The organism is uncultured Paenibacillus sp. (assembly GCF_963515335.1).
Classification (GTDB): domain Bacteria; phylum Bacillota; class Bacilli; order Paenibacillales; family Paenibacillaceae; genus Paenibacillus_I.
Map to the genome: position 1 here is coordinate 1 of NZ_CAUPYC010000019.1, position 16966 is coordinate 16966.

The 16966-nt window shown below is 53.2% G+C and carries 15 protein-coding genes; all 15 read left to right on the forward strand.

What is annotated here, in order from left to right; all coding sequences use genetic code 11:
- Window positions 1-936: LacI family DNA-binding transcriptional regulator (locus tag RWM61_RS08535; protein ID WP_313999537.1), on the forward strand; the 936-nt coding region annotated here is incomplete at its 5' end.
- A gap of 214 nt (window positions 937-1150) precedes the next feature.
- Complete coding sequence (locus RWM61_RS08540) at window positions 1151-2533, forward strand: ABC transporter substrate-binding protein (RefSeq protein ID WP_313999539.1); 1383 nt, start codon at window positions 1151-1153, stop codon at window positions 2531-2533.
- Window positions 2534-2652: 119 nt separating this feature from the next.
- Entirely contained in the window at window positions 2653-3543 is an 891-nt protein-coding gene (locus RWM61_RS08545; protein WP_313999541.1) for a carbohydrate ABC transporter permease, read from the forward strand.
- A gap of 11 nt (window positions 3544-3554) precedes the next feature.
- A complete protein-coding gene (locus tag RWM61_RS08550; protein WP_313999543.1) occupies window positions 3555-4424 on the forward strand; it encodes a sugar ABC transporter permease in 870 nt (289 codons plus the stop codon).
- Window positions 4425-4460: 36 nt separating this feature from the next.
- The gene (locus RWM61_RS08555) at window positions 4461-4910 is read left to right on the forward strand and encodes a VOC family protein (RefSeq protein ID WP_313999545.1); all 450 of its coding nucleotides are present in this window, start codon (window positions 4461-4463) and stop codon (window positions 4908-4910) included.
- 81 nt (window positions 4911-4991) lie between these two features.
- Window positions 4992-5690, forward strand: coding sequence for an SDR family oxidoreductase (locus RWM61_RS08560; RefSeq protein ID WP_313999547.1), 699 nt, complete (start codon window positions 4992-4994; stop codon window positions 5688-5690).
- Window positions 5691-5726: 36 nt separating this feature from the next.
- Window positions 5727-6158: a VOC family protein gene (locus RWM61_RS08565; protein WP_313999550.1), complete on the forward strand. Its 432-nt coding sequence runs from the start codon at window positions 5727-5729 to the stop codon at window positions 6156-6158.
- A 2-nt stretch (window positions 6159-6160) separates the two neighbouring features.
- A complete protein-coding gene (locus RWM61_RS08570) occupies window positions 6161-6568 on the forward strand; it encodes a VOC family protein (RefSeq protein WP_313999552.1) in 408 nt (135 codons plus the stop codon).
- Between the two features lie 413 nt (window positions 6569-6981).
- Complete coding sequence (locus RWM61_RS08575) at window positions 6982-8013, forward strand: LacI family DNA-binding transcriptional regulator (RefSeq protein ID WP_313999622.1); 1032 nt, start codon at window positions 6982-6984, stop codon at window positions 8011-8013.
- Between the two features lie 367 nt (window positions 8014-8380).
- Window positions 8381-9748 (forward strand): extracellular solute-binding protein, encoded by a 1368-nt coding sequence (locus RWM61_RS08580; RefSeq protein ID WP_313999554.1) that lies wholly within the window; start codon window positions 8381-8383, stop codon window positions 9746-9748.
- 324 nt (window positions 9749-10072) lie between these two features.
- The gene (locus RWM61_RS08585; RefSeq protein ID WP_313999558.1) at window positions 10073-13015 is read left to right on the forward strand and encodes an extracellular solute-binding protein; all 2943 of its coding nucleotides are present in this window, start codon (window positions 10073-10075) and stop codon (window positions 13013-13015) included.
- 108 nt (window positions 13016-13123) lie between these two features.
- Window positions 13124-13996 carry a carbohydrate ABC transporter permease gene (locus tag RWM61_RS08590; protein ID WP_399538228.1) on the forward strand — a complete coding sequence of 291 codons (873 nt, stop codon included), beginning with the start codon at window positions 13124-13126 and terminating at the stop codon, window positions 13994-13996.
- A 4-nt stretch (window positions 13997-14000) separates the two neighbouring features.
- Complete coding sequence (locus tag RWM61_RS08595) at window positions 14001-14873, forward strand: carbohydrate ABC transporter permease (protein ID WP_313999562.1); 873 nt, start codon at window positions 14001-14003, stop codon at window positions 14871-14873.
- A 13-nt stretch (window positions 14874-14886) separates the two neighbouring features.
- Window positions 14887-16353 (forward strand): gluconolactonase, encoded by a 1467-nt coding sequence (locus RWM61_RS08600; protein WP_313999564.1) that lies wholly within the window; start codon window positions 14887-14889, stop codon window positions 16351-16353.
- Complete coding sequence (locus RWM61_RS08605) at window positions 16334-16954, forward strand: Yip1 family protein (protein WP_313999565.1); 621 nt, start codon at window positions 16334-16336, stop codon at window positions 16952-16954. The genes RWM61_RS08600 and RWM61_RS08605 overlap by 20 nt, the downstream gene beginning before the upstream one ends.
- Window positions 16955-16966: the final 12 nt, after the last annotated feature.

Sequence of the window (16966 nt, forward strand, 5' to 3'; positions counted from 1 at the left end):
ACACGCGAGAAAGTGATGAAAGTCATCCAGCAGTATAATTATTTTCCCAATGTTTCCGCTCAGGTGCTCGCCGGGAAGCGGGCACGCACGATCGGCCTGTTCCTGATTGCGCCGGGACATGTATCCAGCGATATTCTGACGAACATGCTGATCGTAAGTGTAATTGAACATGCCTCCGCTTGCGGTTACTACGTGCTGACCCATATCATCCGGGACGCAAAAGATACCGAAACGGTCAAGAACGTAAAGGAGATTTTTTTTCAGCGCCGGATTGACGGGGGAATTTTCATCGGCGCCGCCAATCATGAGCCTTTCATTGAGGAGCTCATTGCCGAAGGCTTCATCGTCGGTGTCGTGGATCAGGAACATCCGGAGATTCCGCAATCCAACCGGATTGTCGCCAATTTCAACAACGATTCCGGTATGAAGCAAGCTGTCGCTTATCTGGCGGGACTCGGCCATACAAGGATCGGCGTTATTAACGGGGATATGAACCGCTTATCCGGCCCGACGAAATACGAGGGCTTCCTGAAAGCGATGCAATTGTGCGGTTTGCAAGTCAATCGAGACTGGGTGCTGGAGGGCAGCTTTCATGAAGAAAGCGGGTATGAGGCGATTCATACTTTTCTTCGTACACAAGGAGAACGGCCTACGGCGATCATAGCTGCCAACGACAGCGTAGCGTTCGGTGCGATCCGGGCGTTGAAGGAACACGGATTGCAGGTGCCTGAACACATATCCGTCATCGGCTTTGACGATCATGCGCTCAGTGAGAAGCACCATCCCGCCCTGACGACGATCCGGGTCGATTTCAGCGACATGCTCAAGCAGCTTACCACGATCCTGATCTCCAAAATCGAAAAGCCGAGTTCCGATATAAGAGAAATCACGCTGGATTGCAGTCTTGTGATTCGGGAATCGTGCCGAAGAGTGTAAAGGGTAAATTTTTTTACGCTTCAATGAACACGCGTTTACAACATATATGTCGATAATTGTTGAAAAATAAAGACTAATTGACTTAATATAAACGCGCGTTCATTTAATCGTGGAAGGGGGAATTTCTATGTAGTTCGCGTCGGGTTCCGGGAAGGGTGAAAGTCGTACGTTGCGCACCGCAACTGACTATTACTTTTATCAAGGGGGATTTTCCGTGAAAAAAGGATGGACGGCATTAGTCGGCATGATGCTTTCCCTTATGCTGGTGATTACGGCCTGCTCGAGCGGCTCCGGTCAAAGTGGCGGCGGCGGCAATTCGGAGAACGCTGCGGCCGAGCAGGGAAATTCCGGTGAAAACGCTGTGGCGGCAGAGGACCAAGGCGGCGAAATCAATTACTGGTATCCTTGGGGCGGCGATTCGGAGAAATGGGACAAATGGCGGATGGAGGAATTCGGAAAGAAGAACCCGGGCTATAAGATCAATGCCACATATGTTCCGCCGGACGGCGGCCTGACGAACGGTAAGCTTGTATCTGCCATTTCGGGCAAGAATCCACCCGATGTGGTTATCTCTTCCGAATATGCAAGCGCTTACTCCTTGGCGGCGCAGGGGGCGCTCGAGCCGCTGGACGAGTACCTCGCCGCACTGGACTTCCAAGAGTCCGACGTTCTGTCTTCTTTCCTGCCGCTGATGAAATATAAGGACATCACGTACCTGTACCCCCAAGACTCCAACGTAAACCTGCTTTACTATAATGTGAAAATGTTCGAGGAAGCGGGACTGGATCCGAATAATCCGCCGGAAACAATTGAAGAGCTGGACGCTGCAGCGGAGAAGCTGGCGAAAGTGAACGGCAGCAGCATCGACCGCTTGGGCTTCATTCCGTGGATCGATGCCGGCGACGACGCGTTTCTGTGGGGATGGATCTTCGGCGCTAATTTCATCGATGAAGCGACCGGCGCCGTCAAGCTGAATGACGACCGCCTGGCCAATTTGTACAACTGGATGAACAAGTATGCCCGGAAATACAATCCGGAGAAAATCAAATCGTTCACGTCCGGCTTCGGCGGCGCATTCTCGCCGGATCACCCTTTCTTCACGGGTAAAGTGGGCATGACCGTGAATGGCAACTGGTTCGCCAACGCGCTGAAAATTTACGCGCCGGACCTGGAGTACCGTGTAGCGGCCATTCCGTTCCCGGAAGGCGGACGCGAGAAAGCCACGACGTTCGGCACCAACGTGTTCATGATTCCGAAAGGCGCGAAAAATCCGCAGAATGCGATGAAATTCATCATGTTTGCCGGCCAGCCGGAGATTCTGGCTGACAACATCAACACCTGGCGGTCCATCTCCATCTACACGAAGCCAAGCGATGCGATCAAATGGGATAAAGAGAACGATCCCGTATACAAAGTCGTACGTGAGGTCGCGGCGTCGCCGAACTCCGGACACCCTGCGCTTACTCCGGTTGCCAAGGAAATGTCCAATGAATTGAAGCTGCTGCGCGATAACGTCATCTATAACAACAAGGATCCGAAGCCGCTGCTCGAGGATGCGGAGAAGAAGCTTCAAACGGCGCTGGACAAAAAGAAATAATCGTGCCTGAACCGTCCGCGGGAGGATTGAGCCTGTGACGAAGAAGACTCGTCCTGTCGCGGCCAACGAATCGGTATGGCGTATCCGGTCGGTCAATCGTTATGAGGTGGTGAATTGGTTTGAGAAGTTCTCCTTCAACCGTGCAGGTCATGCCGGCGGCGCCCTCGAGGGTGCAGTCCAAGAAGCTGATGGAACGATTGGAGCTTGCCGCCGTTTACATCATCCTCGGCTTGACGGCGCTGGCTTTTATCATCCCTTTCCTGTGGCTGGTGTCCGGCTCGCTCAAGAGCAGCAGCGAATTGTTCGCCAATCCGCCGGTGTGGCTTCCGAGCAAGCCGCAATGGACCAATTTTACGACAGCCTTCGGTGAATTTCCGTTCCTGCTCTATTTGCGCAACACACTGACGATTGCAGGATTCGGCATTATAGGCGCCGTTTTATCCAATACGTTGATTGCCTACGGTTTCTCGCGGGTGGAGTGGAAGGGCCGGGACGGCGTATTCGTCCTGGTGCTCGCGACGATGATGCTGCCGTTCCAGGTTACGATGATTCCGCTTTTCATCATGTTCCAGAAGCTGGGCTGGATCGGAACGTTTCTTCCGCTCATTGTTCCCGTGTTTTTCGGAAACCCGTTCTTTATCTTTCTGTTGCGCCAATTTTTCCAAGGCATACCCAAGGAGCTGTCCCAATCCGCAAAGGTCGATGGGGCAAGCGAGTTTCGCATTTACTGGCAGATGATTCTGCCGTTATCGCTGCCGGTCATCACAACGGTCATGATCTTCTCCTTCATCGGCTCCTGGGGCGATTTCATCGGGCCGCTTGTGTTTCTGAGCGATAACAAGCTTTATACGCTGTCGCTCGGCATCCAGCAGATCATGTCGGTGAATGATCCCCGCTGGCCGCTGCTGATGGCCGTAGGCGTGAGCATGACATTGCCGGTATTGCTGATCTTTTTTGTCCTCCAGAAGTATTTCATCCAAGGGATCGCTTTCTCGGGGATCAAAGGTTAGGGGGCGCGCAGATGAGAAAAAATATACGGACCGGCTTGCTCTTTATTTCCCCTTGGATTGTCGGATTCCTGTTCTTCACTGCTTACCCGCTTGCAAGTTCGTTTTATTATTCGCTTACCGACTACGACATCATCAATCCGCCGGTGTTTGTCGGACTGGAGAACTATAAGACGCTCTTTACCGGTGATGACCTGTTTTATAAAGTATTGAAGAACACCCTGTACATGGTTTTTGTCGGCCTTACGGTCATTACGGCCTGCACCGTGTTCATCTCGATTCTTCTCAACAACAAGAAAGTTAAAGGCATGGCTTTCTTCCGGGTCGTTTTCTTCCTGCCGACGCTGGTTCCGCTCGTCATCCTGTCGATTCTATGGGTATGGGTGCTGCAGCCGGATTCCGGTATCGTGAACACGCTGCTCGGCTGGATCGGCATCGACGGTCCCGGCTGGTTCTCCAGTCCGGCGTGGGCCAAGCCGGCTTTTATTCTCATGGGACTATGGGGTGCCGGCGGATCGATTATCATCTACCTCGCGGGACTGCAGGGCATACCGGAATCGCTGTATGAAGCGGCGTCGATCGACGGCGCGAATTCGCTGCAAAAAATTTTATCCGTCACACTGCCCATGCTGCGTCCGGTCATATTGTTCAATGTCATCACCGGCATCATCGGCACGTTCCAATCGTTCGCGGAGTCTTTCATCATCACGCAGGGCGGACCGGACGGGGCAACCATGTTCTACTCTTTGTACCTGTACCAGAATGCCTTCCAATATGCGAAGATGGGCTACGCTTCCGCCATGGCCTGGGTACTGCTGCTCATCGCGCTTACCTTCACGCTGATTCTGTTCAAGGTTTCCGACCGCTGGGGCAACAACGATTAACGATAAACACGATAAGCCGAAAGGATGTTATCAACTATGGCAGGTCTGTTGGGCAATAACGTCATCACGCAAATTGGGATTCTCGTCAACGATATCGACAAGGTAAGCCAGGCATACGCCGATTTTTTCGGTGTCGCCAAGCCGGAAGCGATGATCACCGATACGGTCGACAAGGCGCGAACCGAATATAACGGCGCTCCCAGCGAAGCCCGGGCCAAGCTCGCTTTCTTCGATATGGGTTCGCTGCAGTTGGAGCTGATCGAGCCGGACCGGCATCCGAGCACATGGCGGAATTACTTGAATGAGCACGGCGAAGGGCCGCACCATATTGCGTTCGTGATTGAAGGCATGAAGGAGAAGGTTGCGCTGCTGGAGAGCAAGGGGTTCCCGCTGCAGCAGAAAGGCGAATACACCGGCGGCCGGTATGCCTATATCGATACCTTCCAAGCGCTGAAGGTGCTGGTCGAGCTGCTCGAAAACGACTAAAAATGCTTCAGGAGCTCGGTCCGAAACGGGATTGATCCTGGCTGACGCTTAAGCTGTTCCACCGACAAAGGAGGAAACCTGTTGAATCTGCTCATAACAGGCGCCAATCGCGGGCTGGGCTATGAGATTGCCGCCGAAGCGCTGGAGCGCGGCCATGCCGTGGTCGCGGGTGTGCGCAAGCCCGGCGAAGCGAATCAGAAGCTGACGGCACTTGCCGCCGCGCATGGAGAGCGGCTTGCCGTTGCGGAACTGGATGTGACGGACGAGGCGGGGCTGTCCGCGCTGGCCTCCCGGATGAAGCGGGAGGGCAGGACGCTTGGGGCGATCGTCAATAACGCGGCGATCCTCACAGCCCGCAACACGCCTATTGAGGACCTTAATATGGATGATGTGGCGAGGACATTTGAGATTAACCTCTATGGTCCGATGAGGGTGGTCAAGCATTTTCTGCCGCTGTTAACGGAGAAGGATGGCGCGGTGATCAATATTTCCTCCGAAGCGGGCAGCATCACGAATGCCTATCCGGGCGATTATCCGTACGCGATCTCCAAAACCGCGCTTAATATGTTCTCGCAGCAGCTGCTGGCCTATGTGAAAGACCGGGGCATTCAGGTGCTGAGCATTCACCCCGGCTGGATGAAGACGGATATGGGCGGCGAGAATGCGCCCACCGATCCGCGCAGCAGCGCCCGCGGCATCGTCGACCAGATCGAACGGCGAATCGTTCCGGAGAGCCGTTTCCGGTTCGTCGATTATTCCGGCAAAGCAATGCCCATTTGAACACCGCAGTCAAAACTCGTTCAGAGGAGAATCCCTATGATCAAAGGTATTGCCCATAACGCCATCCGTGTTGCGGATATGGGAAAATCGCTGCATTTCTACTGCGACATCGCAGGGCTGACCAAAGCCTTCGAGATTCATGACGATAACGATAAGCCCTGGATCGTTTATTTAAAGGTGTCGGACGGACAGTTTCTGGAGTTGTTTTACGACGGGGTCAAAGTGCCGGAGAACCGGTATGCGCCCGACCTCATCGGTTACCATCATTTCTGCTTCGAGACTGATCATATCGATGAGCTCGCCAAGCGGTTCCAAGCCAACGGACTGATGCAGAATGACAAACCGAGTCAAGGCAAGGATCTGAACTACAATTGCTGGGTTCATGACCCGGACGGCAACGCCGTTGAGTTCGTGCAGATCCATCCGGATTCCCCGCATGCCAAAAGCAGCCTGGTGAAGGAGGCGTAACGATGCTGAAAGGAAACGCACACGTCGCGTTTGTCGTAGCCGACATGGACAGATCGCTGCATTTTTACTGTGATGTATTGGGACTCGAGAAAGCGTTCGATCTGGACGATGATGAAGGCAACCCCTGGATCAACTATTTGAAGGTAGCGGACGGACAATTCATCGAATTGTTCTATGGCGGCCGGCGCGAGTATGTCCAGCATCCGAGAAACGCGGGCTCCACCCACATTTGCTTCGAGGTGGACGATATTTTTACAACGGCCGACCGCCTCAAGCGGCATGGCATCAAACTCGATATAGAGCCTATGCGCGGCAAGGATTACAACTATCAATGCTGGACCAGGGATCCCGACGGTTTTCCGATCGAATTCATGCAGCTCGATCCGCGTTCGCCGCAAAGCAACAGCTGAATATCCAGCATTCCAAATGACACTGACACTGACATGGACATGGCAAAAACCCTTTCCAAGGTTTTTTGCCATGTTTTTTTGCACATTAAGCACATTTATCTCTTTTCGGGTGTCTCCTCTTCATGCGTGCTGATTTTCGCGGTCTATCCATTTACCGGGAAAAAGTCAATATAATACGGCACCGGTATGCTGGTCTCCTGTCAAGGCAGAAATCATTCAGAGTCTATGCTAACAAAAAAGTGTTTCATTTACCTAACGTTATGTTGTAAAATAACAATGGATGGCGATACATGTAAGATGAAATAGGCTTGATCAGATAGGAGCAGCTTGTGGCAGACGGCGCGGCAACGCAAATGCAGCATTTTACCTGCCCGTCGCTGCTTGGAGATTACAGGGGGACTAGGATGATGGCGATGAGGGGCAAAGTAACCGTACAGGAAATAGCCGATTTGGCGGGTGTGTCCAAATTTGCTGTTTCGAGGGCGTTATCCGGAAAATCGGGCGTCAGCGCGCAAACGCGGGAAATGATTCTCCGTGCGGCCGGACAGCTCGGGTATTTCAAGAACGAACCCAAAAGCTTCACCAACGAACTGAACGAATACAGCGGCAAAAAAGTGTCGGGTACCGTCGTCGTATTGTTTCCGAATATCCGGTATCAAAACAACGAGTCGGTCTATTGGGGGCCGGTGTTCGACGGGATCTCCGCCCGCTTGAACCAGCGAGGCATGGATATTCTGACCCTGACGGAGCCTTCAAGCGATCATGTATTCTCGCTGCTTAATCCGGACGCGATTCAGGGAATCATTACGGTCGGTACGATCTCGACGGCGATTCTGCTCGACATCAATCGGCTCAATATTCCGGTGGTCATGGTGGATCATCAGGATCCGGCTTTCCATTGCGATACCGTCTTTACGGATAATTTCACATGCATGAAGGAATTGGTCACCAAGCTCGTCAGCAAAGGCTATAAAGACTTTCAATTCGTCGGCGATATCGGTGACGCACAAAGCTTCTACGAGCGCTGGCTCGCGTTCAAATCGACACTGGAGCAATTCGGGATTTCGTATCAGCCGATAGCAGAGCTGATCGGCCCGCCGGTGAGGGAAATCCATGTCGTAATGGCGGATATCGCCGAAGAACAATTGCCGGAAGTGCTGGTCTGCGCGAACGATATCAATGCGGCCGTTACGATTGAAACGCTGCAGAAAAGAGGCATAATGATCCCGGAGCGGTGTGCCGTTACGGGCTTTGACAATACGTTCGATACGCTGCCGATTATGGCCACGGTGAACGTCAACAAGGAGTTGCTCGGCATGAGGGCCGTCGATCAAATGCTCTGGCGAATCGCAAACAAGGAGTCGAGCGTGGAGAAAAAGCTGATTTACGGCGATATCGTCATGCGTGAACAGCATTCTTTTCAGCTCGCGGGACCAACACAATAACATCCCGATCAACGACCGCCGGCCATCGGATAAGATCCGGTGGTTTTTGTTTTGTTTATAAAGGCAAGTGTGAAATCGATGATACTGCTGTGGGTCGATTGCGGGATGAACATAACGAACATAACAAAAATAACTAAAAATAACGAATATCAAAAAAATAAATAAAAATGTTAGCCAAAAGCGATTGACGATTTCTGAACTTGGATGGTAATATTAGCTTGTAATTGAGCAAAACAAAAATACTGGTGGTGATGTCATCCGCAAAGAAGCGTAAACGCTTTATCGTGGAATTCGACGGGGGTCATACCCACAGAACGGTGCTTAACGGGTAACAATCGCCCGCAAAATGAGAACTGGAGGTCAGACGATGAAAAAAATGAAAGTGCTTTCGCTGGTGCTGATGGCGCTCATGTTGATCGTTACGGCTTGCGGCGGCAATAACACAGGGAGCAATAATCCCGCGAATGAAAATGTAAGCGCAAACAACGGTGCTGCGAAGAACGCCGAAGCACCCGCGGAGGAGGCGAAAGAAGAAGCGGCGGCGGATCTTGGCGGGCGCGTCATCAGAATGGCGGCTTGGTGGGATATGACCCCGAAGGGTGAAACTGCCGGCGAGAAAGCGCGGCTTGAAAAAATCGCCGAGATCGAGAAGAAATACAACGTGAAAATTGAGTTCGTCAACGTGCCTTTCGAGGAATACATGAACAAATTCACGACCACCGTGCTTGCGGGCGAACCGTTTGCGGACATTGTTCAGCTGGAGTACAAAAGCGCGATCGCGCCGGTACTGAAGGGCCAACTCCTTCCGCTCAGCGAATTTACCACGGCGGATAACGACATCAATAACGCGCAGAAGCTGACGATCAAATTGCCTCCGCTGGCTGGAGGAGAATACGGCTTCGATACCCCGGGACTGTCCTCGGTAGGCATTCACTATAACCGCGATCTTTTCAAAAAGCTTGGTTTGCCTGATCTTCAGGATGTCTATAACAGCGGCGAATGGACATGGGACAAGTTCCTCGAGATCGCCAAGCAAGCGACCCGCGACACCGACAACGACGGCAAAACCGATACGTACGGATTTTCCGGCTGGACCGGCAACATCGTACCGAACTTCGCAGCTTCCAATGGCGGCAAAATTGCCGACGATGAAACGGGCAAGGAAGGTCTTTCCGATCCGAGAGTGATCGAGGCGCTGGAGTTTGTCAATCGTCTCTACAACCAGGAGAACGTCGTATTTGTCAAGGGCGGCAACAAAACCGATTATAACGAGTTCAACACGTATAAAGATGGCAACGTGGCGATGTTTATCGGTTACGAGTGGATGCTGGGCGACCAGCCTTTTGAAGTCGGTGTCGTTCCGATGCCGATTGGGCCGCAGGGCACGAAAGATTTCACCTATGCGAATACCGCATTGGGCGGCAAATTCATCCCGAAAGGCATAAAAGATCCGCAAGTCGTCTACCAGATCTTCGAAGAGATGCAGGATGTTCCGCCGACCGAGGAGTATGTAGGCCAGGATTACATGGAATCGAAGTATTCGACGGAAGCCGACATCCAGATGATTCGCGATAACATCCAAGGCACAGGCATGGTGTATGTGCACGAAGGCTATCCGGACTTCCCGATCGGAGCGGTGATTGAGGACATTATCGTGAATAACGTATCGGTATCGTCCACGGTTGAGAAATACAAGCAGCAAGCTCAGGCGTCGATGGATAAGCTGAAACCATAACGGCAATCGGCAATTCCGGACAGGAAGAGAGGGTTGCGTCAAAGAGACGCGGCCCTTTCTGTTTGTGAAGATCATAACGGTGCGAATAACAAAAAGCAAAATGCCCAGGTGAAGATGACTTATATAAACGGCGAAAATAATGACCAAACAAGATCCTAAACAATTAATAAAAAAATTACCGTCGTTTGGTCTGATGATATAATTGTTATTATAATGTTATTGTTTGTTATCCAACGAAATCCGCGGCTTCACGAGGCGGGAATGAAGGAAGCTTGAAACCGAATCTTGGATCGTATGGAGCTTATTCGATAGGGGGGGCTGGCTTTGAAGAGTAAAGCAAGACTCAAGAGATGGGCATCGGCAACGATCGGCATATGCCTGGTTTCGGGGGTATTGATGGCCTCGCCGCCTGTGTACGCCTTGGAAGCCGGGAAGTCCGCAGCGCCGGACAATGCGGCCGGCCCATTGTCAGGCAACGACCGGCTATTCGAATTGCTGGAGGACAAACCGGCCTACTCCGATTATGTGGCGAAGTATGAAAACGCTGTACAACCGGAACGGGAGATCATGCTGGAAGGCACGGATTATACGCGTGTCGAAGGCAGAGGCTTCAAATCGATACAAGCATTCGATGGGCAGAGCGGCTCTTCCCTGCTCACCGGGGAGCAAGGCGAGGTGGAATGGACCTTTCAAGTGCCGGAAGCCGGATTCTATACGATTTCGATGCTCTATTACCCGATTGAAGGGAAAAGCTCAAGCATCGAACGCACGGTATTGATCGACGGGGCCATACCATTCGAAGAAGCGGCCTATGTGCAATTCGACCGTATTTGGGACAACGAGTACGACGAAATTCAGCGGGACAATCGCGGGAACGACCTTCGGCCTCAGCAGGTCGAGAAGCCCGCTTGGCGTGCCGCAGTCTTTAAGGATTTCGAGGGCTATTACGACAAACCTTTCCAATTCTACCTATCAAAAGGCACGCATACCTTGACGTTGATCTCGCAGCGTGAGCCGATGATCATCCGGAATCTGAAGCTGTTTCCATATAAGGACCCCGCTTCTTATGAGGACGCGTTAAAGCGCTATCAGGCAGAGGGGCAGGAAGAAACCGAAGGATTATTAATTGAAGTTCAGGGCGAAGACGCGATTGCGAAATCGTCTCCGACGCTGTATCCGGTAAACGAACGGACGAGTCCCGCCGTCTACCCGTACAGCGCGAAGGAAGCCCGCATCAATACGATCGGGGGTTACAACTGGCGCATCCCCGGTCAATGGATCGAATGGGAAATCGACGTGCCGGAAACGGGCTTATATAAAATCGCCTTCAAGGCACAGCAGAACTTCGTGAGAGGCATCTATTCGACCAGGCGATTGACCATTGACGGAGAGGTGCCGTTCAAGGAAATGGAGAAGGTTGCGTTCCGGTTCAAGAATGGCTACCGGATGGACGTGATGGGCGCCAAGGAGCCCTATTTGTTCAAGCTGGAGAAGGGTAAGCATATCCTTCGCCTGGAGACGAGCCTCGGCGAATTCGCGCCGCTCATCCGTGAGGTCGAAGACAGTCTGTTCAATCTGAATGCGATGTATCGAAAAATTTTGATGATTACCGGCACCGCGCCGGACGAGGTCCGTGACTACAGGGTCGAGCAGCGGATTCCGAATTTGTTGGAAACCTTCCAGGCTGAAAGCGATCGGCTGAAAGAAGTAGGCAAGCAGCTGAAAGCGTTATCCGGAGGAAGCAGCGACTCCGAGGCGCTGCTGAAGACGATGTCCGTCCAATTGGATGAAATGATCAAGGGTCCCGATACGATTCCGAGAAGGCTGACAGCCTATAAAACCAATACCGGAGGCCTCGGAACCTGGATCCTGAAATCGCGGGAGATGCCGCTGGAGATCGACGCCATCTATGTTGTGTCTCCGGACAAAAAGCTGCCGAAAGCCGGGATGGGGTTCTTCGCGGAACTATGGCATGAGATCGCAACGTTCTTTTATTCGTTCGTCATCGACTACAACCAAATCGGCAACGTGACAGAAGCGGAAGACCGGCGGTCCGTTACGGTCTGGATCGGCAGCGGCAGGGATCAGGCGAATACGCTGAAATCGATGATCGACGAAACCTTCACGCCGCAAACGGGCATTAACGTGAATTTGAAGCTGGCACAGATGCAAACCTTGCTTCCCGCCACGCTGGCGGGTCAGGGGCCGGACGTGGCGATGCAGATCGGGAACGATCTTCCTGTGAACTATGCGATGCGGAATGCGGCGGCCGACCTGACGCAGTTCCCGGATTTCGAAGAGGTATCGAGACGGTTCAGGGAAAGCGCCTTCGTTCCTTACTCTTATCAGAAAGGCGTTTATGCGCTGCCGGAAACGCAAACCTTCAACATGCTGTTTTATCGGAAGGACGTGCTCAAGGAGCTTGGACTGGACATTCCGCAGACGTGGGATGACGTCTCCAACCTGCTGGCGGTCCTGAACAAGAACCAAATGCAATTTGCGCTCCCGCTCGTGCTTCAGCCGTCCTACCCGGGGGAAAACATCCCGCCGAATTCCGTGTACGCGACGCTGCTCATGCAGAACGGCGGGCAATTCTACCGCAACGGCGGTAAAGAATCCGACCTGGATTCCCGGATCGGCATTGAGACGTTTAAGGTGTGGACGGAGTTTTATACCGATTACAAGCTGGAGCGGGAATTCGATTTCCCGAACCGGTTCAGGACCGGCGAGATGCCGATCGGACTGGCGGATTATACAATGTATAACCAATTGTCGGTGTTTGCGCCGGAAATCCGCGGTATGTGGGGATTCGTTCCCGTACCGGGAACCGTGCAGAAAGATGGCACCGTCAACCGGGAGGTTCCAGGCGGCGGCAGCGGTACCCTGATGCTCGAAAGCGCCGAAGACAAAGAAGCGGCTTGGGCGTTCATGAAATGGTGGACCAGCGATGAGACGCAAACGCAGTTCGGCCGTGAGATGGAAGGCTTGATGGGCGCAGCGGCCCGTTATCCGACGGCGAACATCAACGCATTGGACCGCCTCCCTTGGACGGCAGGCGATTACCGGAATCTGAAAGCCCAGTTCGAGTGGGTGCGCGGCATTCCCGAAGTGCCGGGCGGCTATTTCACCGGGCGACATTTGTTCAATGCGTTCTACAGGGTCGTCGTGAATGCGAAGACCCAGCCGAGAGAAGCCATGATGGATTATGTCCAGTATATTCAGGACGAGATCAGCACCAAACGCAAAGAATTCGGTCTGGCTGACTAAAGGGAGGATGCAAGGATGTCAAACGCGAGTCTGCCGCATACGCCGCCCGCCGCGGCCGCTAAATCGGCGGTCCGGCGCGAGACCTGGTGGACGATCAGGAAGAAGGCGATGAAGGCCCATAAACACTCTTACCTATTAATGGCGCCTTACATGCTGTTGTTCGGGCTGTTCACCATCCTGCCGGTCGTCATGTCCGTACTGATCGGCTTCACGTATTTCAATATGCTCGAGTTTCCGCGGTTCATCGGATGGCAGAACTACACGCGCCTGTTCCTTGAGGACGATGTTTTCCTGATCGCGATCAAGAATACGCTGTTGTTCGCTGCCATAACCGGTCCGCTCAGCTATCTGGCCAGTTTTGTTTTTGCTTGGATCATTAACGATTTACGGCCGAAGATGAGGGCGTTCATGACGCTGATTTTCTATGCCCCTTCCATTTCCGGCAACGTGTTTTTTATCTGGCTGATCATTTTCTCCGGCGACCGTTACGGAATCGCCAACGGCTTCCTCATTAATTTAGGGATGATGCTGGAGCCGATTCAATGGCTCAAGACGGAAAAGTACATTTTGCCGATCATCATTCTTGTTCAGCTGTGGCTCAGTCTGGGCACCGGCTTCCTGGCTTTCATCGCCGGTCTGCAGACGGTCGATCGCACCTTGTACGAAGCCGGTGCGGTAGATGGCGTGAACAACCGTTGGCAGGAGTTGTGGTATATTACGCTCCCGTCCATGAAACCGCAGCTGATGTTCGGAGCCGTCATTCAGCTCACCGCCTCATTCGCGGTGGCGGATGTCTCCATCGCGCTCGCCGGGTTTCCGAGCGTCAACTATGCGGCGGAAACCATCGTCACCCATCTGATCGACTTCGGCACGATCCGATTCGAGATGGGCTTTGCCTCCGCGATTGCGACCGTGCTGTTCATGCTGATGGTCGGCACGAATTTGATCGTACAACGACTTCTGCGGAAGGTGGGTGAGTAAGCGCATGAATAATTTCGCATTCATGCTTAGGGGCAAAAAACGCGTGAACCGTTCGTTCATGGGAAGCTTCTGGTTATTCCTGCTGCTCGCGCTTATGGGAGCTTTCATGGCTTTGCCTCTCGTGTACGCGATCAATGCCGCCTTCAAGCCATTGGACGAGATATTCCTATTCCCGCCGACGCTTTTCGTCCGGAATCCCACGATGACCAACTTCGTCGATCTGGTCAATCTGCTCGGCAATTCCTGGGTTCCGTTCTCGCGTTATCTATTCAACACGGTATTCATTACCGGGATGGGCATAGCGGGCCACGTCCTTCTGGCATCGGCGGCGGCTTATCCGCTTGCCAAGCATCATTTTCCGGGCAAAACGATCCTGTTCACCACCGTTGTCCTGTCGCTTATGTTCACGCCGCAGGTTACCGCGATTCCGAACTATATGATCATGTCCTGGATCGGTTTGATCGACACGTACTGGGCGGTCATCGTGCCCGCATTCGCATTTCCGTTAGGCCTGTATCTGATGAAGCAGTTCATGGAGCAGATTCCCGACGCCCTGATGGAAGCGGCCAAAATTGACGGCGCCAGCGAATATCGGATTTTCTGGCAGATCGTTATGCCGAACGTCAAGCCGGCCTGGCTGACGCTGATCATCCTGCTCTTTCAAATGCTCTGGGGCACGGACGGGAACGGCTTCATCTACAGCGAACAGCTCAAAACACTGCATTACGCTTCGAACCAGATCATTCAGGGCGGCATTGCCCGGGCCGGCGTGGGCGCCGCGGTAGCGCTGATCCTGATGAGCGTGCCGATCACCCTGTTCATGTTCTCGCAGAGCCGCATCATTGAAACCATGGCCACTTCCGGCATGAAGGATTAAGGGGGATCGACGGATGCTGCTGAAAAAAGCGATTCTCGTATTGGCTGTCATTTCCTTTCTGACGATCGATGCCCTGCCGTCTGCGGCGTCCGCGCCTTATGAGAGCTATACGTATAACTATTATGAGGACGGCGTCCGGATTCCGGCGCCGTTCCTCCCCGAACGTTCCGTATCGGGGGCGGATCTCGGCGTCGGCGATTTCATCGATCCGAACGACATGTATGTGACGGCAGACGGCCGGATTTATATTCTCGACAGCGGCAACCGCCGCATCATCAGTTTGGATAAGAACTGGCGTCTCATCCGCGAGATCACTGTGTTCGACAACAACGGCAAAGAGGACGGATTCGCCAACCCAGGCGGCATTTTCGTCACTGAAGATAAACGGATCTTTGTCGCGGACACCGAGCGTCAACGCATTGTCGTGCTCACGAACGAAGGGGAGCTCGTCAAGATCATCGAGAACCCGGAGTCCGACATTCTGCCCCAGGATTTCAAGTTCGTCCCGCTGAAAGTGACGGTGGACAAGGCGAACCGCGTGTTTGTCGTCGCGCGGGGCGTATTCGAAGGGCTGATGCAGTTCGACGAGAACGGCGCGTTCATCGGATATGTCGGAACCATCAATCTGACGCAGAATCTCTGGGATAAAATATGGCGGCTCGTCGCAACGGATACGCAGAAGCGCCAGATGCGGCTGTATATTCCGACCGAGTTCGTCAGCGTCGATATCGACCGCAAGGGTTTCGTCTATTCGACCAACATCGATCTGGAGACCCAAAAGCCGGTGAAACGGCTCAACCCTTCCGGCCAGGACGTATTGAAGCGGTTCGGTCGCCATCCCGTAGTCGGCGACGTGCGTTACCGGGTTTTCGGCAACAATGCCGGGCCATCGAAGCTTGTGGACATCAAGGTGCTCGGCGACGGCATGTATACCGTGCTCGATTCGTTCCGCGGCCGGCTCTTTACATACAACGACGAAGGCGAGCTGCTGTATGTATTCGGCGACAAAGGCACGCAGCTCGGCACTTTCAAGACGCCTGTCGCCATTGAACAGGCGGGGGATAAGCTCGTCGTGCTGGACCGCGGCAAGAACAGCATAACCGTGTTCAAGCCGACGGCGTTCGGCAGAAGTGTCCATCAGGCGGTAAGGCTTCAGTATAACGGCAACGATGCCGAATCGGTGAAGGCGTGGAAGGAGGCGCTTCGCATGAACGCCAACTACGACATCGCCTATATCGGGATCGGCAAAGCGATGCTGATGGAGAAGAAGAACAAGGAAGCCATGGAATATTTCAAGCTCGGCATGCAGCGGAAGTATTATTCGGTCGCTTACAAGCGATACCGCAGAGAAGTCATGAAAGAGCATTTCGGCACCTTCCTAACCGTGCTGATGGCAGCCATCGCGTCGCTGGCGGCGTTCCGGCTGACGAAGAAATGGAGAACGAGGAGGGTTGAGCGCCGTGAAGCAGGACTTTATTAAGTTTCCGCTCCATGTCATCCTGCGTCCGTTCGACGGATTCTGGGACATGAAATACGAAGCGAAAGGCAAGATGAGGGTAGCGTTGACCGTGCTGTTCCTCGTGGTCATCACGATGATCCTGCAGAAGCAATACGCGGGGTTTCTTGTGAATTTCAATGATCCGCGGTATCTGAACAGTCTCGACGATCTGCAATATACCGTACTGCCGTTCTTCCTCTGGTGCATCGCGAACTGGTCAATCACGACGTTGATGGAGGGAGAAGGCAATTTCAAGGAGATTGTAATGGCTTCGGCCTATGCGATGGTGCCGCTTATTCTGATCTACTTGCCGACGACATTCATGAGCCGGTTCATGGCTGCCGAAGAAACGGCATTTTATTACCTGCTGAATTCGATTGCCGTCATCTGGTTTCTGTTCTTATTATTCGCCGGCATCATGACGGTGCATCAGTATACGGCGGCCAAGACCGTGCTGACAATGGCCCTTAGTGTCGTGGCGATGGGCATCATCGTCTTCCTGGGCACGCTGGCTTACAGTATGATCATGCAGATGTACTGGTTTGTGATTGACATCTACCGGGAACTGATATTCCGGGCATAAGGAGGCCGCCCC

What these genes read in the sequence shown, in the direction of transcription:
- RWM61_RS08550 (WP_313999543.1), top strand. Translation starts at nt 3,555, where the DNA reads ATGAGAAAAAATATACGGACCGGCTTGCTCTTTATTTCCCCTTGGATT.
- RWM61_RS08555 (WP_313999545.1), top strand. Translation starts at nt 4,461, where the DNA reads ATGGCAGGTCTGTTGGGCAATAACGTCATCACGCAAATTGGGATTCTC.
- RWM61_RS08565 (WP_313999550.1), top strand. Translation starts at nt 5,727, where the DNA reads ATGATCAAAGGTATTGCCCATAACGCCATCCGTGTTGCGGATATGGGA.
- RWM61_RS08570 (WP_313999552.1), top strand. Translation starts at nt 6,161, where the DNA reads ATGCTGAAAGGAAACGCACACGTCGCGTTTGTCGTAGCCGACATGGAC.
- RWM61_RS08575 (WP_313999622.1), top strand. Translation starts at nt 6,982, where the DNA reads ATGAGGGGCAAAGTAACCGTACAGGAAATAGCCGATTTGGCGGGTGTG.
- RWM61_RS08580 (WP_313999554.1), top strand. Translation starts at nt 8,381, where the DNA reads ATGAAAAAAATGAAAGTGCTTTCGCTGGTGCTGATGGCGCTCATGTTG.
- RWM61_RS08590 (WP_399538228.1), top strand. Translation starts at nt 13,124, where the DNA reads ATGAAGGCCCATAAACACTCTTACCTATTAATGGCGCCTTACATGCTG.
- RWM61_RS08595 (WP_313999562.1), top strand. Translation starts at nt 14,001, where the DNA reads ATGAATAATTTCGCATTCATGCTTAGGGGCAAAAAACGCGTGAACCGT.
- RWM61_RS08600 (WP_313999564.1), top strand. Translation starts at nt 14,887, where the DNA reads ATGCTGCTGAAAAAAGCGATTCTCGTATTGGCTGTCATTTCCTTTCTG.